The sequence below is a fragment of the Vibrio marinisediminis genome, from assembly GCF_014050145.1.
GTDB lineage: Bacteria > Pseudomonadota > Gammaproteobacteria > Enterobacterales > Vibrionaceae > Vibrio > Vibrio marinisediminis.
On sequence record NZ_JACFYF010000001.1, the window covers coordinates 590,999 to 610,166 of the forward strand.

General features: G+C 46.4%; 15 protein-coding genes. 11 read left to right on the forward strand and 4 right to left on the reverse strand.

What is annotated here, in order from left to right:
* Positions 1-31 precede the first annotated feature (31 nt).
* From H2O73_RS02755 to H2O73_RS02800, 10 genes are all read left to right on the forward strand, one after another.
* Complete coding sequence (locus H2O73_RS02755; RefSeq protein WP_182106278.1) at positions 32-412, forward strand: hypothetical protein; 381 nt, start codon at positions 32-34, stop codon at positions 410-412.
* Positions 413-557: 145 nt separating this feature from the next.
* Positions 558-1,127, forward strand: a complete 570-nt coding sequence (locus H2O73_RS02760; RefSeq protein WP_182106280.1) for an SOS response-associated peptidase — start codon at positions 558-560, stop codon at positions 1,125-1,127.
* Between the two features lie 252 nt (positions 1,128-1,379).
* Positions 1,380-2,084 carry a GntR family transcriptional regulator gene (locus H2O73_RS02765; protein ID WP_182106282.1) on the forward strand — a complete coding sequence of 235 codons (705 nt, stop codon included), beginning with the start codon at positions 1,380-1,382 and terminating at the stop codon, positions 2,082-2,084.
* A 12-nt stretch (positions 2,085-2,096) separates the two neighbouring features.
* A complete protein-coding gene (prpB, locus tag H2O73_RS02770) occupies positions 2,097-2,993 on the forward strand; it encodes a methylisocitrate lyase (protein WP_182106284.1) in 897 nt (298 codons plus the stop codon).
* A 119-nt stretch (positions 2,994-3,112) separates the two neighbouring features.
* The gene (gene prpC / locus H2O73_RS02775; RefSeq protein ID WP_182106286.1) at positions 3,113-4,240 is read left to right on the forward strand and encodes a bifunctional 2-methylcitrate synthase/citrate synthase; all 1,128 of its coding nucleotides are present in this window, start codon (positions 3,113-3,115) and stop codon (positions 4,238-4,240) included.
* 168 nt (positions 4,241-4,408) lie between these two features.
* Complete coding sequence (acnD, locus tag H2O73_RS02780) at positions 4,409-7,006, forward strand: Fe/S-dependent 2-methylisocitrate dehydratase AcnD (RefSeq protein ID WP_182106288.1); 2,598 nt, start codon at positions 4,409-4,411, stop codon at positions 7,004-7,006.
* A gap of 12 nt (positions 7,007-7,018) precedes the next feature.
* Positions 7,019-8,218: a 2-methylaconitate cis-trans isomerase PrpF gene (prpF, locus tag H2O73_RS02785; protein WP_182106290.1), complete on the forward strand. Its 1,200-nt coding sequence runs from the start codon at positions 7,019-7,021 to the stop codon at positions 8,216-8,218.
* A gap of 121 nt (positions 8,219-8,339) precedes the next feature.
* Entirely contained in the window at positions 8,340-10,217 is a 1,878-nt protein-coding gene (locus H2O73_RS02790) for a propionyl-CoA synthetase (RefSeq protein WP_182106292.1), read from the forward strand.
* A 799-nt stretch (positions 10,218-11,016) separates the two neighbouring features.
* Positions 11,017-12,162 (forward strand): efflux RND transporter periplasmic adaptor subunit, encoded by a 1,146-nt coding sequence (locus H2O73_RS02795; RefSeq protein WP_182106294.1) that lies wholly within the window; start codon positions 11,017-11,019, stop codon positions 12,160-12,162.
* A 12-nt stretch (positions 12,163-12,174) separates the two neighbouring features.
* Positions 12,175-15,324: an efflux RND transporter permease subunit gene (locus H2O73_RS02800; RefSeq protein WP_182106296.1), complete on the forward strand. Its 3,150-nt coding sequence runs from the start codon at positions 12,175-12,177 to the stop codon at positions 15,322-15,324.
* 92 nt (positions 15,325-15,416) lie between these two features.
* Here H2O73_RS02800 and H2O73_RS02805 read toward each other — a convergent pair whose 3' ends face one another.
* The 3 genes from H2O73_RS02805 to H2O73_RS02815 form a co-directional block, all read right to left on the reverse strand.
* Complete coding sequence (locus tag H2O73_RS02805) at positions 15,417-16,037, reverse strand: glutathione S-transferase family protein (protein WP_182106298.1); 621 nt, start codon at positions 16,035-16,037, stop codon at positions 15,417-15,419.
* Positions 16,038-16,046: 9 nt separating this feature from the next.
* Positions 16,047-17,078, reverse strand: a complete 1,032-nt coding sequence (gene curA, locus H2O73_RS02810; protein WP_182106300.1) for an NADPH-dependent curcumin/dihydrocurcumin reductase — start codon at positions 17,076-17,078, stop codon at positions 16,047-16,049.
* 101 nt (positions 17,079-17,179) lie between these two features.
* Positions 17,180-17,764 (reverse strand): TetR/AcrR family transcriptional regulator, encoded by a 585-nt coding sequence (locus H2O73_RS02815; RefSeq protein WP_182106302.1) that lies wholly within the window; start codon positions 17,762-17,764, stop codon positions 17,180-17,182.
* A 181-nt stretch (positions 17,765-17,945) separates the two neighbouring features.
* On the opposite strand from H2O73_RS02815, the gene H2O73_RS02820 reads away from it, so the two are divergent.
* Positions 17,946-18,443 carry a GNAT family N-acetyltransferase gene (locus H2O73_RS02820; protein ID WP_182106304.1) on the forward strand — a complete coding sequence of 166 codons (498 nt, stop codon included), beginning with the start codon at positions 17,946-17,948 and terminating at the stop codon, positions 18,441-18,443.
* A 40-nt stretch (positions 18,444-18,483) separates the two neighbouring features.
* Here H2O73_RS02820 and H2O73_RS02825 read toward each other — a convergent pair whose 3' ends face one another.
* The gene (locus H2O73_RS02825; protein ID WP_182106306.1) at positions 18,484-19,140 is read right to left on the reverse strand and encodes a CatA-like O-acetyltransferase; all 657 of its coding nucleotides are present in this window, start codon (positions 19,138-19,140) and stop codon (positions 18,484-18,486) included.
* Between the last annotated feature and the right edge of the window lie 28 nt (positions 19,141-19,168).

Sequence of the window (19,168 nt, forward strand, 5' to 3'; positions counted from 1 at the left end):
ATTAACAGTGTAAATTATTAGATTTTATATTATGAACAACAAAACATTCTTAACCGTGCATGGTGCTATCTATACGGTGTTTGCATTCGCTTTATTTTTTGTGCCGAGCCTGATGTGGCCGATGTATGGTGTGGAAATTAACGACCAATATGCTTATTTCCTTTCACAACACACTTCTATTTTTCTTGGCGGTGTGGCGGCTGTTAGCTTGATGATGCGTGATATCGAATCCGGTCAAGCGATGACGCAGATTATTAAAGCATTGTTAGTGACCAACGTGCTTGGTGTGGTGATCACTACTTATGCCGGTGTGACAGGAATTTTTGTTGGTTTTGGTTGGAGTGATCCTGCGTTCTTTTTGCTGTTGAGTGTGATTACGTTTTTACAACTGAAAAAGCAGGCGCACGGATAAGCGATTCTCGGTCTACTCACAGTTTTGCACTTAAGCCTCAAGGTATTGAGGCTTTTTTGTGTCCCAAGGTTATTGAGCACTACACTGATTTTATATGTTGAATTGTTAATCTGGCTTGATCACTGAAGATAAAGCGGGAGGCAATATGTGTGGACGGCTTAATATTACCGATGATCCTCTCACTCGACTGGTGTCGCAGTTGTTGGGTATTCATTTTGTCCCTCATTTGGGTGAAGACTTAAAGCCCAGTGAAACCGTTTCAACCATTGTTTTCCAAAAGGGCGGCTATCTGCAATGGGATGTGCCATGGGGAATAAAACCCAGCTGGGCGAAAAGGTTGATCATCAATGCTCAAGCTGAGAGTGTGGCGAATAAGACGACGTTTAAGCACGGCTTTGCTCATCAAAGAGTGGTTGTGCCTTGTTCTGGTTGGTATGAGTGGCGAAAACAAGCAGGCTCTGGTCGCAAAGAAAAGTTTTTATTCCGCAATCCTGATAGCTCGCCTTTGTATATTGCAGGTGTAATTGTCAACAGTAACAACTTAGTAACCTTAACAACAAAACCCAACTCACAATGTGCTCAGTACCACCATCGCATGCCATTTTTAGTCCCGGAAATCGGAATTTACCAATGGTTGACAGCGACTGAAGAAGAGGCGCGAAATTACCTGTCAATTTCGCATCAACCCATTGTTAGTATTGAGTTTAAGGGCTAATAGTTCTGTTTGTTTTTTCCGTATGTACCTAACGATTCTCAGCTCTAAATCGGCTTGCTGTAAGCGGCGAGAATAAGCTTGGTTTCTATTCTTCCATCCAGCTTTTTAGGCATTATACCTTAGTCTAAATTGTCGACAATCTACTTGATTGTCGACAATATCATGGTCTACTTTATATTCAGGTTAACAAAATGTTGACGCAATGTTTTAGGCGAAATGTGGCTAAAGCAATACGACAACTGAGTATTGAATATGAATAGCGAAGTAAACACAGAACTTAAAAATCGATTGAGCGACAAAGAAAGCACCAAGTCAGTCACGCTGACGGAAGCTTTAATTGAAGCGATCATTAATGGTGAGTTGGCGTCAGGCTGCAAAATCTCCGAGCCAGAGCTTGCCAAGCATTATCAAGTTAGTCGTGGTCCGCTTCGTGAAGCAATGATGCGCTTAGAGGGGCTTGGCTTGATTGAGCGTATTGCCCATGTTGGGGCTCGTGTGATTACTCTTTCACCGGAAAGACTGGTCGAGTTATACGCGGTTCGAGAAGCGCTTGAGGGGATGGCTGCACGCCTTGCGGCAAGGCATATCCGCCAAGAAGAGATCCTTGCACTTGAGATGCTGCTTGCCAAGCATTCCAACCATATTGATGAAGTGGAGGGCGCGTCTTACTTCCATCAAGAAGGGGACTTTGACTTTCACTATCGCATCATCAAAGCCAGCCGAAACCAAAAACTGATCTCTCTGTTGTGTGACGAGTTATATCACTTGCTACGCATGTATCGCTATCAATCTCCTCGTGCTCAATCTCGCCCTAAAGAGGCACTCAATGAACATAAATTTATTCTTCAGGCGATCCGTAATCGCGATGAAGAATTGGCAGAAATGCTAATGCGACGCCACATCTCTGGCAGTCGAAAACTCATAGAGCAACGAATCTCACTTGCTGAAAATGACTAGAAGGAAATCGTCATGAGCTTATCTCCGGGGGCGAAGTTTCGACTCGCTGTAGAAAACAATAATCCTTTACAAATCGTCGGCACGGTTAACCCATATTGCGCCATGATGGCGAAAAATGTGGGTCACCAAGCGGTGTACCTTTCGGGTGGCGGCATCGCCAATGCTTCGTATGGCTTGCCTGATCTTGGCATTACTACGCTCAACGATGTGCTAGTGGACGTAGACCGTATTACCAACGCTTGCGACTTACCTTTATTGGTGGATATCGATACCGGCTTTGGCGGTGCATTCAATATTGCTCGCACCATTAAAGCGATGGAAAAGGCGGGGGCTGCGGCCGTTCATATTGAAGACCAAGTGGCGCAAAAACGCTGTGGTCACCGTCCGAACAAAGCGATTGTCAGCCAGCAAGAGATGGCAGATCGAGTGAAAGCGGCGGTGGATGCTCGTAACGATGACAACTTTGTCATTATGGCGCGCACGGATGCGTTAGCAGTCGAAGGCATGGATCAAGCCATTGAACGTGCGATTGCCTGCGTAGAAGCGGGTGCTGACATGATCTTCCCTGAAGCGATGATTGAACTTGGACAATACGCTCAGTTCTCCAAGGCATTAGCAGAAGCAACAGGAAAGCATGTGCCGATTCTTGCCAACATTACTGAGTTTGGTCAAACACCGCTCTATGGTGGTGAAGAATTAGCCAAAGTGAATGTTGATATGGTGCTGTACCCATTGAGCGCATTCCGCGCGATGAACAAGGCAGCAGAAATGGTCTACCAACACTTACTCAGTGAAGGCAATCAAGAAGCCTTGATCCCTTCTATGCAAACCCGCAATGAGTTGTACGCACACCTGAATTATCACGATTACGAAAACAAGCTCGATAAGCTGTTTTCTGAAGGGAAGTAATAATCTCAGGAAGCCCAAGAAATACTTTATCTCATTAATCTTAACTAACGTGAAAAAGTCAGCACTGCAAAAAAGAGTTCCGCAAGAGAGCAAGCAGTCAGACAGAAAAGGAGTTCAACATGCCTTCTAAAGAATTAGGTGGCGCAGGTCTACGTGGCCAAAGCGCTGGTAGCACTGCATTATGTACTGTCGGTCAATCGGGGACTGGTTTAACTTATCGTGGTTACGATATTACCGATCTCGCCAATAATGCTCAGTTTGAAGAAGTCGCGCATCTTTTATTGCGTGGTCATCTTCCTAATCAACAAGAGCTTGATACCTATAAAACGCACCTACTAAATCTACGTGGGTTACCACAACCGCTTAAGCACGCGTTAGAGCTGATTCCTGCTGACGCACACCCAATGGATGTGATGCGAACTGGTTGTTCTTTTCTTGGCAATTTAGAGCAAGAAGATGACTTTTCTCAGCAGTTAACCGCAACAGAGCGCTTGTTGGCACTTTTCCCTGCGATGATTTGTTATTGGTACCGCTTTAGCCATGATGGCGTGCGAGTGGACACGGAAGATCAGTCACAAGACTCAATTGGTGGTTACTTCCTTAAACTGCTAACGGATAAAGAACCGAGTGAGTTACACAAACAAGTGATGCACTGTTCATTGATTTTGTATGCAGAGCATGAATTCAATGCGTCTACGTTTACTGCCCGTGTTTGTGCTTCAACATTGTCTGATCTTCACTCGTGCATCACGGGTGCTATCGGTACCTTGCGTGGTCCTTTGCATGGCGGTGCCAACGAAGCCGCAATGGAGATGATTGAAAACTGGCAAACGCCGGAAGAAGCCGAAGCCAACATCATGCAAATGCTTGAGAACAAAGACAAGATCATGGGCTTTGGTCACGCCATTTATCGTGAGAGCGACCCGCGCAATGCGTTGATCAAACGTTGGTCTGAAGAATTGTCAAAAGCGGTGGGCGACACTCATCTTTACGCAGTGTCAGAGCGCGTAGAGTCGGTAATGAAGCGTGAGAAAGGTTTGTTCTGCAATGCCGATTTCTTCCATGCTTCGGCTTATCACTTCATGGATATCCCAACTAAATTGTTTACGCCAATCTTCGTGATGAGCCGACTCACCGGTTGGGCGGCACATGTATTTGAGCAGCGTGAAAATAACCGCATTATTCGCCCAAGTGCCGATTATACCGGTCCTGAACATCAAGAATGGGTGCCGATTGAGCAGCGATAAACGCGGAAACTGCCTCTGACATATTTGTTCAGAGGCAGTGATAGCCGAAACGATGGTTGTCTTAGCCACAAGTGCCTTAGTGCTAAGAAATTTTCTTCGCAGTAAAAGGTCAGCGCCAATCGTTTCGGAGTTATTGGGGTAAAACATAACAAATCTGGAAGTAAGCCCATGAGTATAAATAGCCAATACCGCAAGCCGTTGCCAGGCACGTCACTCGACTATTTCGATGCGCGTGAAGCGGTAGATGCCATTTCAGCAAATGCCTATAGCACATTACCTTACACGTCGCGTGTTCTTGCTGAGCAACTGGTTCGCCGTTGTGAACCACAGATGTTACAAGCGAGTCTAAAACAGCTGATTGATCGTAAGCGCGATCTCGATTTTCCTTGGTATCCAGCGCGCGTGGTGTGCCATGACATTCTTGGCCAAACCGCGTTGGTTGACTTAGCGGGTCTACGTGATGCCATTGCTGATCAAGGCGGCGACCCTGCCAAAGTAAACCCTGTGGTAGAGACACAACTGATCGTCGACCACTCACTAGCCGTGGAGCATGGTGGCTTTGATGAGCACGCGTTTGAAAAAAACCGAGCAATAGAAGATCGCCGTAATGAAGACCGCTTTCACTTTATTGAATGGTGTAAAACCGCATTTGAAAATGTCAGCGTGATCCCTGCGGGGAACGGCATTATGCACCAGATCAATTTAGAGAAAATGTCACCCGTGGTCCAAGCCAAACAGGGTATTGCTTACCCTGATACTTGTGTTGGTACTGACAGCCACACTCCTCATGTGGATGCACTGGGTGTTATCGCCATTGGCGTGGGCGGGCTTGAAGCGGAAACCGTTATGCTTGGTCGTCCTTCCATGATGCGCTTACCCGATATTGTTGGTGTGAAGCTGACAGGTAAACGCCAACCGGGCATTACCGCCACCGACATTGTATTGGCCATTACCGAGTTTTTACGTAACGAACGTGTCGTTTCAAGCTACCTAGAGTTCTTTGGCGAAGGGGCTCGTGATCTCACCATTGGTGATAGAGCAACCATCTCAAACATGACGCCAGAATATGGCGCGACCGCGGGCATGTTTTATATCGATGAGCAAACCATCAACTACTTAAAACTGACAGGTCGCGATGATGAGCAAGTCGCCCTGGTGGAGAACTACGCCAAACAAACGGGTTTGTGGGCGGATGATCTTGAAACCGCGCAATATGAACGCGTGCTTGAATTTGATTTATCAAGCGTTACTCGCAACATGGCGGGACCGTCTAATCCACATCGTCGCTTACCTACTTCTGAGCTGGCGCAGCGCGGCATTGCGAGTGAATGGCAACAAGACGATGGGCAACTGCCTGATGGCGCTGTGATTATTGCAGCCATTACCTCATGCACGAATACCAGTAACCCACGTAACGTTGTAGCGGCGGGCTTGTTGGCGAAAAAAGCCAATCAATTGGGCTTGGTGCGTAAGCCATGGGTGAAGTCATCTTTTGCTCCAGGTTCCAAAGTCGCCAAGCTTTATTTAGAAGAAGCGGGTCTGCTTAGTGAGATGGAAAAGCTGGGATTTGGCATTGTGGCTTACGCTTGTACCACCTGTAATGGCATGAGCGGAGCACTGGACCCAGATATTCAACAAGAGATCATTGATCGCGATCTTTACGCAACCGCGGTGCTTTCCGGTAACCGTAACTTTGATGGTCGAATCCATCCTTATGCCAAGCAAGCTTTTCTGGCGTCCCCTCCTTTGGTTGTAGCTTATGCGTTGGCTGGCACCATTCGCTTTGATATTGAGCGCGATGCGCTAGGCACTAATGCACAAGGTGAACCGATCTATTTAAATGATCTCTGGCCAAGTGATGAAGAGATTGATGAGGTGGTAGGCAAGTCAGTTAAGCCTGAACAGTTTAAGCAAATCTATATTCAGATGTTTAAGCTTGATGACAGCGAACGAAGCCCAAGTCCACTTTATGATTGGCGAGAAATGAGCACCTACATTCGCCGTCCGCCGTATTGGCAAAAAGAGGGGGAAGGTGCGCTTGCGGGTGAGCGAACATTATCAGGCATGCGCCCATTGGCGATATTGGGTGACAACATCACTACCGATCACCTTTCACCGTCGAATGCGATTATGGCAAGTAGCGCAGCAGGTGAATACCTTGCCAAAATGGGCTTACCAGAAGAAGACTTTAACTCCTACGCCACCCACCGAGGTGATCACTTAACCGCGCAACGCGCCACCTTCGCCAACCCAAAACTGTTCAATGAAATGGTTAAGGAAAATGGAGAAGTGGTTCAAGGTTCATTAGCGCGTATTGAGCCGGAAGGTAAAGTGACCCGAATGTGGGAAGCGATTGAAACTTACATGAACCGTAAGCAGCCATTGATTATTGTGGCGGGGGCTGACTATGGACAAGGTTCGTCGCGAGACTGGGCAGCAAAAGGTGTACGCCTTGCTGGTGTCGAAGCGATTGCAGCTGAAGGCTTTGAGCGTATCCACCGTACTAACTTAGTTGGCATGGGAGTACTGCCTTTGCAATTTAAGGCAGGCACTAACCGCAATACTTTAGGGCTTGATGGTACAGAACTGTATGACGTGGTTGGTGATATTGCTCCGGGGGCGGATCTTGCTCTAGTGATTACTCGTGCAAACGGTGAAAAGCTCGATGTTGCCGTGACTTGTCGATTAGACACCGCTGATGAAGTGAGTGTTTATCAAGCGGGTGGTGTTTTGCAACGCTTCGCGCAAGATTTCTTGGCGCAGTAGGGGACAGTGAATATGACTCACACTCATTTATTACCACCTAAACCTCAATTACGAGTACCCGCGACGTACATACGTGGTGGTACCAGTAAGGGCGTGTTTTTTAGCCTTAATGATTTGCCACCTGAAGCACAAACCGCGGGAGAAGCGCGCGACAAGCTGTTGATGCGCGTTATCGGTAGCCCTGATGCATACGGCAAGCAAATTGATGGTATGGGTGGGGCAACATCCAGTACCAGTAAAACCGTGATTGTGGCGCAAAGCAGCCGCGATGATCACGATGTCGATTACCTGTTCGGGCAAGTCTCAATTGACAAGCCTTTTGTTGATTGGAGTGGCAACTGCGGCAATCTCTCCGCCGCGGTCGGTCCATTCGCTATTCAAGCGGGTCTGGTTAACTCAGAGCGTATACCACGTAATGGTATTGCTGAAGTGCGAGTGTGGCAGGCTAACATTAAGAAAACCATTCTTGTTCACGTACCAATGGTCGATGGTCGTGTACAAGAAACCGGTGATTTCGAGTTAGATGGCGTCACATTCCCTGCGGCAGAGATCCTTGTGGACTTTGTTGAACCAGCCGCCAGTGATAGCAGTTTGTTCCCAACGGGTAACCTAATTGACGATCTAGAAGTGCCGGGGATCGGTCGGTTTAACGCCACCTTAATTACCGCCGGTATTCCTACCATCTTTATCGATGCAGAGTCGTTAGGGTACCAAGGCACTGAGTTACAAGAAGCGATTAATGGTGATGAGAAAGCACTCGCCATGTTTGAAACCATTCGTGCTCATGGCGCGCTGAAAATGGGTTTGATTGATCATCTTGAGCAAGCCCAGAGCCGCCAACATACCCCTAAAGTAGCTTTTGTTTCACCCGCAAAGGAGAGCGTTTCTTCCAGTGGTAAAACGATTAAAGAGGATGAAGTTGATTTGCTCGTTCGAGCACTATCAATGGGTAAATTGCACCATGCGATGATGGGGACGGCGGCGGTAGCCATTGCGTCTGCGGCAAGTGTTCCGGGCACGCTGGTTAATCTTGCTGCTGGTGGCGGTGAGAAAAGCACAGTTACCTTTGGTCACCCGTCCGGTACGTTGACGGTGGGGGCTCAAGCCAGCTTAATGAGTGGTGATTGGGTAATAAAGAAAGTGTCGATGAGTCGTAGTGCAAGGGTTCTGATGGAGGGCTTTGTTCGAGTCCCCTCCGATGTCTTCGCCTAAATAATGGAATAAATGAGTTTGCTTATTCCATTTGGTTAAGTAAGCGCAAGATCAAAACCGATGGCATTGCTTTTAGCTAACGCTAAACGGTGCAATGTCAGGACATACTGGAGGAAGCAATATGTCTGCATATCAAAAACAATATCAATGGGCGCAGACCCAACCGGAGCAATTTTGGCAGGAACAATCTAAGCAAATAGATTGGTTTGAAGCCCCAAAAACTATCATCGCCAATGACGAGAACGGTATTGAACGTTGGTTTCCAGATGGAATCTTAAATACCTGCTGGTTGGCTCTGGATTACCATTGTGAGCAAGGGCGTGGCGATAGAACGGCACTGATTTATGACTCACCGGTGACGGGGAGCAAGCAGAGCTACAGTTACCAAGAGATGCGCGACAAAGTAGCGACAGTCGCAGGTATGTTGGCAGGGCAGGGTGTTACTAAAGGCGATCGCGTGGTTATCTATATGCCGATGATCCCTGAAGCGGCGATGGCGATGCTCGCCTGTGCGCGATTGGGTGCGATTCACTCGGTGGTCTTTGGCGGCTTTGCGCCGAATGAGCTGGCGGTGCGTATTGAAGATGCAGAGCCAAAAGTTATCATGACGGCGTCATGTGGTATTGAAGTGAATAAAGTGATCCCATACAAGCCGCTGGTTGATAAAGCGATCATGGATAGTCGCTGGAAACCAGAAAAAGTGTTTGTATGGCAAAGACCTCAATGTGAAGCCGAGTTAAACCAAGAGCGTGATATTGATTGGCAACAAGCGTATCAATATGCATTACCTCACGCTTGCGTACCAGTATTGGCGACTGATCCGCTCTACATTCTTTATACCTCAGGCACCACTGGTAAGCCAAAAGGGGTGGTGCGTGATAATGGTGGTCATGCTGTTGCAATGAAATACTCGATGAGCACTATTTATAACATACCGCAAGATGGTGTTTTCTGGGCAGCATCCGATGTGGGCTGGGTGGTCGGGCATTCTTATATTGTTTATGCACCACTCATCCATGGTTGCACCAGTATCTTTTATGAAGGAAAACCGGTTCGCACGCCGGATCCGGGTGCATTCTGGCGCATGTGTGAAGAGTACCAAGTGGATGCTCTGTTTTCAGCTCCAACCGCCTTTCGTGCTATTAAGAAAGAAGACCCACAAGGTGAGAGTCTTAAGCAATATGACTTGTCTAAGTTAAAAACCATCTTTATGGCTGGTGAGCGACTAGATCCACCGACATTGGAGTGGGTCGAAGAGCATACTGGTAAACCGGTAATAGACCACTGGTGGCAAACAGAAACGGGCTGGGCTATTGCTGGTAACCCTATGGGGCTTGAAGTGATGGCGGTTAAAGCGGGCTCGTCGACTAAACCTATTCCCGGTTACCAAGTTGAAATTCTTAACGAACTCGGCGAGCCTGTTGGGGCGAATCAGCAAGGCTTTATTGCACTTAAACGCCCACTACCACCTAGCTGTTTGCCTACGGTATGGCGTAACCATGACCGTTTTGAAACCGGCTATCTGAGTCAGTTCCCGGGTTACTATGTGTCAGGCGATGGGGGTTACATTGATGAAGAAGGCTACCTGTTTATCATGGGGCGCATCGATGACGTGATAAATGTGGCAGGGCATCGACTCTCAACGGGTGAGATGGAAGAGATTGTCGGTGCGCATCCTGCTATTGCGGAGTGTGCGGTAGTCGGCATTCATGATGATCTGAAAGGTCAGTTACCACTTGGCTTTGTGGTTCTAAAAGATGGTGTCAGTATTGATGATTTGACTCTAGAAGGCGAGCTCGTCAGTAAGGTCCGTGACTCTATTGGTGCTGTTGCTTGCTTCAAACATGCGCTGGTGGTTGAACGCTTACCGAAAACACGTTCGGGTAAGATTTTACGCCGAACTATTCGTCAAATTGCCGATGGCGAGTCATACACAGTTCCATCGACGATCGACGATCCTACTAGTATTGGTGAGATTGAACGAGTACTTCGCAGCTAAAAGTGATGTCGTGAGAGTCGTCTAATTGAGTGAATTTGAAGAGTGGCGAGAGCCGCTCTTTTTTTGTACTTGTGGTGTTTGTTTTTTCCTCGATTGCGAAGTTGTTACTTTGAAGAATAATGGTATTTTTCTCCTAAAAAATTCACTTATAAATAGGCAGTATCACTTGGATTAATGAGAGGTGGTTAATTACCAAATCAGCAATTTCAGGCAATGAAATTGTTGATGTCTCTATGTCTGGCTGTTCATGTTTTCATCCAAAATGCAAATTTTAAATTTATTGTCAAATAACATTTATTTTACTTTTATTATTCCTTTTTTATCTAAAGAAACGGACTGTTATTAATAAAATATACAGTTTAAATGGCATGTTCAAACTGTGGTTTTGTCATTATTGCATTGTTTTTAATGACTATATTTTGATTGTGTTCGTGTGCTTATTTACGTTAATCGATTGGTTTTGTGAAGGTGTGAGCTATATCTATATGTTAAATTTATTAATCTAAATTGCGCGCGATCTCGAATAAATTTTTTAATCGACATGTGAAATTATTTTAATAGGGTGAGCTAATTACTTATTGAATTAATTTTTATTTATTTATTGGGTATTTTTCTCTACATTGATGCCACTATTTGTGGCATATTTGCTCATCTTATTTACCATTTGGATAGTAAAGCATTTCTTTGCTGGCAGATGGCGTCGTTATATTTAAAAAAGTACGTGATTTTGGTGATCTTTATTCGCCAAATTAGCGGCAAGATTTCGCGTTTAAGTTGAAGATTTTTCAATGGAGATTAAATGAACAATAAACTTAGGGTTGCTTCTGCAATTTCGCTTGCATTGTGGTTGTCTGGTTGTGATATGTCGTCACACGCCGCATCTCAAGACCAAACACCACCGGCTGTTCCTGTCAGCATCATCGAACTAAAGAGCCAGCCACAAGCAATTACTATGGAATTACCGGGTCGTAGCCGAGCGTATGTAGAAGCTGAAGTTCGTCCACAGGTAAATGGTATCGTGCTAGCACGTAGCTTTACTGAAGGTGGTTATGTTGAGCAAGGTCAATCTCTGTACCAAATTGATGATGCAACTTACGCAGCCGCGTTGATCAGCACAAAAGCAGAGCTAAAACGTGCAGAAGCGGCATTGGCATCAACAGGTGCGACAGCGAAACGTTTCCGCGAACTACTGAAAACTAAAGCCATCAGCCAACAAGACTTTGATCAAGCGGAAGCGGCTTATCTTGAAGCGAAAGCCAGTGTTGCAGTTGCGAAAGCAGCAATCCACAACGCGAACATCAATCTTGCTTACACCAAAGTGGCGGCTCCGATTTCTGGTCAAATCAGTAAATCTAGTGTAACGCCGGGTGCGCTTGTCACTGCTAACCAAGCTCAAGCACTAGCGAAAATCTCGCAACTGGATCCGATCAACGTTGATATTTCGCAATCAAGTACCCAAATGCTGCGTCTTAAACAGCGTATCGCAAGCGGTCAGTTGCATCAGCCAGAATCAGCACAAGTACGTCTAATTTTGGAAGATGGCAGCGTTTACTCGCACCAAGGTTCGATGAAGTTTGCTGAAGTGACAGTAAATGAAACCACGGGTGCGGTAACACTACGTGCTGAGTTCCCGAACCCTGATGGTTTGCTACTACCAGGTATGTTCGTGCGCACTATCATCACTGTCGGCACCGATCCAGCAGCGATTCTTGTGCCACAAAAAGCGATCACTCGTAACCCTCGTGGCCAAGCATTGGCAATGGTAGTGGATGCAAACAACAAAGTTGAATCGCGTATCGTGACAACAGCAGAAGCGATTGATAACCAATGGTTGATCACTTCAGGTCTGAAAGAAGGTGACAAGATTGTGGTGGAAGGATTGCAAAAAATTCGTCCGGGTGCTGCAGTTGTTCCTTCAGTGATGAACGATGCAAAAGCAAGCTAATAGGGATTCATAATGGCTCGTTATTTTATTGATCGACCGATTTTTGCATGGGTGATTGCCATCATCATCATGCTTGCAGGTGTGTTGTCGATTTTCTCTCTGCCAGTCTCGCAGTATCCAACCATTGCACCACCTACTGTTGTAATCAATGCGAACTATCCAGGCGCTTCGGCTAAGACGGTAGAAGACTCGGTGACTCAGGTTGTCGAGCAGCGTATGACAGGTCTTGACCATCTGCGTTATATCTCAGGACAGAGCGATAGTTTTGGTAATGCGACGATCACTCTTACGTTTAACGCTGAAGCCGATATCGATATCGCGCAAGTCCAAGTGCAGAATAAACTGCAATTGGCGATGCCTTTGTTGCCACAAGTGGTACAAGCGCAAGGTGTTAGTGTTAACAAAGCCGGTAGCGGTTTCTTGATGGTACTGGGTTTTGTGTCTGAAAATGGTTCGATGGACTCAGCTGATATTGGTGACTATGTTGCATCAAACATTCAAGACCCGATCAGCCGTGTGGCGGGTGTTGGTGACATTCAGTTGTTTGGTGCTCAGTACGCAATGCGTATTTGGCTAGATCCACTGAAGCTTAACCAGTACAACCTAACTACAAACGATGTGATGGGTGCGATTCGTGAGCAAAATGCTCAGGTTTCGGCAGGTCAATTAGGTGCGGTACCTTCAGTGCAAGGACAAGAGCTTAACGCAACTATCTCATCTTCATCACTACTGCAAACGCCAGAAGAGTTTAGCAATATCGTGCTGAAGTCTGATACGACGGGTGCAAAAGTATTGCTTAGCGATGTGGCGAAGGTTGAAGTTGGTGCAGAAAGCTACATGACTGCTGGTTACTACAATGGTAAGCAAGCATCAGGTATTGCTATTCAGCTTGCCAGTGGCGCCAACGCACTAGATACCAAAGACGCCGTTCTTGAGCGTATGTCCGAGTTGGAAGAGTTCTTCCCGCAAGGTCTGCAAATGGTTGTGCCATTTGATACCACACCGTTTGTGAGTAGCTCGATCGAAGGCGTAGTGAAGACGTTGCTAGAAGCGATTGTACTGGTATTCGTTATCATGTACCTATTCTTGCAAAACTTCCGTGCAACGCTGATTCCGATGATTGCAGTTCCAGTGGTACTACTTGGTACGTTCGGCATCTTGGCGGCTGCGGGGTTCTCGGTAAACATGCTGACGATGTTCGCAATGGTACTCGCCATCGGTCTTCTGGTGGATGATGCCATCGTTGTAGTAGAGAACGTTGAACGTATTATGTCGGAAGAAGGCTGTACGCCTTTGGAAGCAACCCGTAAGTCTATGGACCAGATCACCGGAGCACTGATTGGTATCGGTCTAACGCTTTCTGCGGTATTTGTACCGATGGCGTTTATGTCAGGTTCAACGGGCGTTATCTACCGCCAGTTCTCGATCACTATCGTATCGGCAATGGCGCTATCCGTTCTGGTTGCGATGGTTTTAACACCAGCACTGTGTGCAACGATGCTAAAGCAAGTTGAGAAGGGACACGCGTACACAGATAAAGGTTTCTTCGGTGCCTTTAACCGTTGGTTTGACAGCTGTACGAACCGTTATGAGTCAGGTGTGGCGAGCATCATTAAACGTACTGGTCGTATGTTTATGATATTCCTTGCGATTACCATTGGTACTGGTTTCCTATTCTTACGCATGCCAACTGCCTTCCTTCCAGATGAAGACCAAGGTGTTATGTTTGCGCAGGCGATTTTGCCAGCAAACGCATCGCAAGAGAGCACACTAAAAGTGCTTGATAAGATGGAAAAATACCTAAATACCAAAGAATCTGACTCTATTGAATCTGTGTTTACTGTCGCTGGTTTCAGCTTCGCGGGTATGGGTCAAAACATGGGTATGGCGTTCATCAACCTAAAACCATGGGATGAGCGTACTGAACCAGGTACTGACGTTCAATCTGTAGCTAATCGTGCGATGGGCGCATTTATGCAGATTAAAGAAGCGATGGTGTTTGCTTTTGTTCCGCCAGCGGTAATGGAACTGGGTACAGCCGGTGGTTTTGACTTCTACCTACAAGACCGTAGCGGTCATGGTCATGAAGCGCTTATTGCGGCTCGTAACCAATTATTGGGTATGGCTGCTCAAGATCCAAATCTTGTCGGTGTTCGTCCAAATGGTCAAGAAGATGCGCCAATTTACCAATTGCACATCGACCATTCTAAGCTGCGAGCATTGAACCTTAACATTGCTGAAGTAAACTCTGTATTGGCTTCGGCGTGGGGTGGTTCTTATGTGAACGACTTTATCGACCGTGGTCGTATCAAGAAAGTTATGGTGCAAGGTGAAGATCAATACCGTATGCAACCAGAAGACCTTGATAAGTGGTTCGTGCGTAACAGCATGGGTGAGATGGTTCCATTCTCTGCATTTGCGTCAGGTTCATGGGAATATGGTCCACCACGTCTAGAGCGTTTCAACGGTCTTCCAGCAGTGAACATTCAAGGTGCGCCAATCCCAGGTTACAGTACTGGTGCGGCAATGACAGACATAGAGAATATGGCGGCGAAATTACCAGCGGGCTTTGGTATTGAGTGGAACGGTCTATCGTACGAAGAACGTTTATCTGGCAACCAAGCGCCAGCACTTTATGCTCTATCAATCCTGGTAGTATTCCTAGTTCTGGCAGCCTTGTATGAGAGTTGGTCAGTGCCAATTGCGGTAATTCTAGTTGTACCTCTGGGTGTTGTCGGTGCGATTGTGGCGATGAACGCGCGTGGTATGCCGAACGACGTATTCTTCCAAGTAGGTCTTCTAACCACTGTTGGTCTAGCGACTAAGAACGCGATCCTTATCGTTGAGTTTGCGAAAGAGTTCTATGAGAAAGGTGCAAGCCTACGCGAGGCGACACTGCATGCGGTACGTGTTCGTCTGCGTCCTATCTTGATGACGTCACTCGCATTTGGTCTTGGTGTAGTACCACTAGCGATCAGCTCGGGTGTAGGTTCTGGTGCGCAAAACGCTATCGGTACTGGCGTACTAGGTGGCATGGTGGGTTCAACCTTCCTAGGTATCTTCTTCGTTCCGCTATTCTTCGTAGTGGTAGAACGCTTCTTTAGTAAGCGTGAACGTGAAGAGCATCGTCAACGCAAGTTAGCGAAAGCTGAAGCGAAATAATCTGCTTATTCATAATTAAGCAGCAAAGTAAAAGGGTCGACAGTGTCGACCCTTTTTTAATGCCTGTAGCAAGCGCATAAATAGCGAGTTTGTTATCCGTCGAATTGCACTTCTAGCTGCTCTGCTTTTTGAAACGCAGGGTGGCTTGCCAGTTGGTCAGCGTAGCGGGCAATGTTTGGGTATTTGGCTAACAAAGCAAATTTAGCCAAGATATCAACAATGAACGACATCATGATATCAGCGCCCGTTAGCTTGTCTGCCACCAAGTAACGCTTACCTTGTAATCGTGTATCAACATAACTCATCACCTTGTCCAATTCTGCCTCGGCATAGTCAGCAAGGAAGTTGGTTGGTGCCCCATCTTTGGCGACAAACACTTTCAGTAGTACAGGCAGGGCGGCTGAGCTTTCCGCAAAGTGCAGCCATTGTAAGTAATCAGCGTAGTCATCACTGCCACGTTCTGGAGCCAATTTTCCAGCTGCGTATTTATCGATCAGGTACTCGGTGATTGCGCCAGATTCGCTGATGACTCTGCCATCTTCTTCTACCACAGGCGATTTACCCAAGGGATGAACACTCTTTAGTTCTGGTGGGGCTAAAAAGGTTTGGCTATCTCTTTGGTACGGCACAATCTCATAGACCAGTTTAAGCTCTTCTAACAGCCAAATAATACGTTTGGAGCGAGATTGATTTAAGTGATGCAGTTTGATCATACTTCGCTCCTATACTGGCTGGTTGGTTTGGATTACAAGTTTGCCGAAGTTCTTCCCTTCAAGTAGTCCGATAAAGGCTTCAGGCGCGTTTTCTAACCCTTCCACTAAATGTTCACGGTAGTGGATTTTGCCTTCAGCTAGCCATTTCGACATGTCAGCGGCAAACTCGCCATAGCGGTGTGCATAGTCATCAAAAATGATGAAGCCTTGCATCTTGATGCGCTTAATTAAAAGCTGAGCCATCAGCATCGACATACGATCAGGACCTTCTGGTAGAGCGGTCGCATTGTATTGTGAAATCAAGCCACATAGAGGAATACGAGCACCCGTGTTGAGCAGTGGCATAACGGCATCAAACACCTTACCGCCCACGTTCTCGTAGTAAATATCAATACCTTTGTCACAAGCCGCGGCAAGCTGCTCTGCAAAATCTTCTGCTTTGTGGTCAATGCATTGGTCAAAACCAAGTTGCTCTACGGCATAACGACATTTTTCTTCGCCGCCGGCAACACCAATTACGCGGCAGCCTTTGAGTTTTCCAATTTGACCAACCATCGAACCCACAGCACCCGTTGCTGCGGCGACGACCAGCGTATCACCTTGCTTTGGTTGGCCGATATCCAGCAGCCCCATATACGCGGTGAAGCCCGGCATACCCATCACACCAAGCGCATAAGAAGGGTGGGCTGGGTTGGTGCCCATTTTGATTAGCCCTTCACCATTGGAAAGACCGTAATCTTGCCAGCCAGTAAAGGCGAGTACCCATTCCCCTTGATCAAAATTAGGGTGTTTTGATTCGATAACTTGGCAAACCGTGCCACCCACCATAGCTTCATCAATCGCCACGGGATCGGCATAAGATTTGGCATCACTCATTCTGCCGCGCATATATGGGTCGAGAGATAAATAGACGCTTCTCAGTAGTATTTCACCCTCATTTGGCGTTGGAATATTGCTATTCTCAAGGCGGAAATTCTCGGCTACAGGTGCGCCGACAGGGCGTGAGGCTAATACGATGCGGCGGTTTGCTGAATCAGTCATATTGGTTTACTCCATGTCATTAACTTTAAAAATAGACCAGTCGTCTAGTGTTCGTTTCAAAAAAATCCCGCCACATAACTTAAGCATATGACGGGAGACTTTTAAGCTTTTAAAAGCTGCTTAGTAGCAATCAAACTTTGCTCAAGGGACGTTTGATCTTGCAACAGTTTGTTAAGCAGGCTTGCGCCTAACCACTGTTGATACAGCTGCGAAGCAATCTGGTTACTGTCACTTACGTTGATGGACCCATCTTGGATCCCTTGCTCGATACATTTTTTTATCGCAGCGATGATCTGTTGTGCGCCTTTCGCCAATGACAGACGCATAGAATCGGAGAGATCAGACACTTCGGCACTCAGTTTCACCACTAAGCATTTATTGGCATTACATACGCCATTGCTCAGCTCTAACCACAACGAGAAATATTTGATTAAGCGTTCATAACCAGATAAATCGGGCTGAGAAAATAGGCTATCAATGCGTTGTAGGTAGTTGTGGAAATAGTCTTCTATCAAGGCTTCGCCAAATTGCTCTTTGGATTTGAAGTAGTGGTAGAAGGAGCCTTTAGGCACGTCAGCCGCTTTCAACAGTTCAGACAAGCCGACTGCAGTAAAGCCTTTGTTGACGATAAGCTGGTAGCCAACGTCTAAGATATGCTGGCGAGTGTCATTGGTTTTTGTATTCATAGTGTGCACTATAAATTAAATTAGACCAGTCGTCTAGTTTTGGTGTGAACGTCTATTTGTTGCCTTGTGGTTGGCACATAAATAAGGCAAGGTTATTGAATGTGAGAGACTTGCGTATTCAGTATCTGAATAGTCAATGGAACTTGAAAGCAAAGCTAGAAACTAAAAACAAAGGGAAGAGATGGAAACAACGCAGCCACACTTTCAGTTAAATGCCTTTCAGCCGCAAGATTATGCCCAGCTTATAGCTTGGATCACCACTGAAGATCTCAACTATTTATGGGGTGGACCTTGCTATCGGTTCCCACTTGATCACCAACAAATCAAAGCCCATTGCGATCAAGATGAGGTTTTTGCTTATCTGTTTACCGTCGATCAGCGCAATGCGGGATTTGTCGAATTGTACCGCGAATCTCCCCATTGCTTTCGTCTTTGTCGAGTGTTTATCGCTGATGATTTGCGTGGTCAAAAACTGTCACAGGTGATGCTTAAAATGGTGATTGAAAAAGCGACCTTAGAGTTTAACGCCCAGTTAATCACCTTAGCTGTTTTTGCTCACAATCAGGCTGCGAAGCACTGTTATCAAACACTAGGTTTTAAAACTACCTCAATAGAGAAGGGAACTCGCACTTTCAAGGGGCAGAGTTGGGATCTTGAATTGATGGCGAAAGCACTGTAAGGCTCCCACCACATTATTTTGTATGGCGGGAGTATCGATTCTAATTATCAAGCAGCTCTGGGCGATTAAACAGGCTTTGCAGCGTTTGAATAAATTGCCCTACATGTAAGCCATCCATTAAGCCGTGATGTACTTCAATTGATAATGGCATGCGCCAGCCTTCACCTTGTTGGGTTAGTTTGCCATATGCCATTTTTGGCACGCTATCGGGAAAGTTGGTATCGCGAGCATGGCTCATACTGGTGAAATCAACCCAAGGCAAAACGGTTAGATGAATCGTGTCTTGGCGCATCTCTTGCCCAATAAATTGCTCTAAAATAAAAGGCGTATTTTTGATGCGTTCTTCTGCCTCTGCTGCGCTGTGACAAAAAGCGGAATAGATTTCAGCGTATGGTAAGTCGCAAAAACGCACCGTTTCATCGTCTGCCAGCAGAGCCACACTAACGCACATCGGTGAATAGATACGAACCTCTTCTCCCACTAATCGAATCGCCATCGGCTGGCATTGATTGAGAGCTTGTTGGGTAAGATAAAGATAAGCGTGGAAAAAACGGTGTCCGTGCTGCTTACAGTATTGATAAAGCTTGCTAACGTCGAGGTTGCCACAGATGTTGTACCAAGGGTGGCTAAACCCCTGATAAAATTTAAAGTGTTCTGCTCGTGACCATTGGTCCACATTTAGTACTGTGTATGCCATTCATTGTTCCTTTTCTATACCCGCGCCA

What these genes read in the sequence shown, in the direction of transcription:
- H2O73_RS02755 (WP_182106278.1), top strand. Translation starts at nt 32, where the DNA reads ATGAACAACAAAACATTCTTAACCGTGCATGGTGCTATCTATACGGTG.
- H2O73_RS02760 (WP_182106280.1), top strand. Translation starts at nt 558, where the DNA reads ATGTGTGGACGGCTTAATATTACCGATGATCCTCTCACTCGACTGGTG.
- H2O73_RS02765 (WP_182106282.1), top strand. Translation starts at nt 1,380, where the DNA reads ATGAATAGCGAAGTAAACACAGAACTTAAAAATCGATTGAGCGACAAA.
- prpB (WP_182106284.1), top strand. Translation starts at nt 2,097, where the DNA reads ATGAGCTTATCTCCGGGGGCGAAGTTTCGACTCGCTGTAGAAAACAAT.
- prpC (WP_182106286.1), top strand. Translation starts at nt 3,113, where the DNA reads ATGCCTTCTAAAGAATTAGGTGGCGCAGGTCTACGTGGCCAAAGCGCT.
- acnD (WP_182106288.1), top strand. Translation starts at nt 4,409, where the DNA reads ATGAGTATAAATAGCCAATACCGCAAGCCGTTGCCAGGCACGTCACTC.
- prpF (WP_182106290.1), top strand. Translation starts at nt 7,019, where the DNA reads ATGACTCACACTCATTTATTACCACCTAAACCTCAATTACGAGTACCC.
- H2O73_RS02790 (WP_182106292.1), top strand. Translation starts at nt 8,340, where the DNA reads ATGTCTGCATATCAAAAACAATATCAATGGGCGCAGACCCAACCGGAG.
- H2O73_RS02795 (WP_182106294.1), top strand. Translation starts at nt 11,017, where the DNA reads ATGAACAATAAACTTAGGGTTGCTTCTGCAATTTCGCTTGCATTGTGG.
- H2O73_RS02800 (WP_182106296.1), top strand. Translation starts at nt 12,175, where the DNA reads ATGGCTCGTTATTTTATTGATCGACCGATTTTTGCATGGGTGATTGCC.
- H2O73_RS02805 (WP_182106298.1), bottom strand. Translation starts at nt 16,037, where the DNA reads ATGATCAAACTGCATCACTTAAATCAATCTCGCTCCAAACGTATTATT.
- curA (WP_182106300.1), bottom strand. Translation starts at nt 17,078, where the DNA reads ATGACTGATTCAGCAAACCGCCGCATCGTATTAGCCTCACGCCCTGTC.
- H2O73_RS02815 (WP_182106302.1), bottom strand. Translation starts at nt 17,764, where the DNA reads ATGAATACAAAAACCAATGACACTCGCCAGCATATCTTAGACGTTGGC.
- H2O73_RS02820 (WP_182106304.1), top strand. Translation starts at nt 17,946, where the DNA reads ATGGAAACAACGCAGCCACACTTTCAGTTAAATGCCTTTCAGCCGCAA.
- H2O73_RS02825 (WP_182106306.1), bottom strand. Translation starts at nt 19,140, where the DNA reads ATGGCATACACAGTACTAAATGTGGACCAATGGTCACGAGCAGAACAC.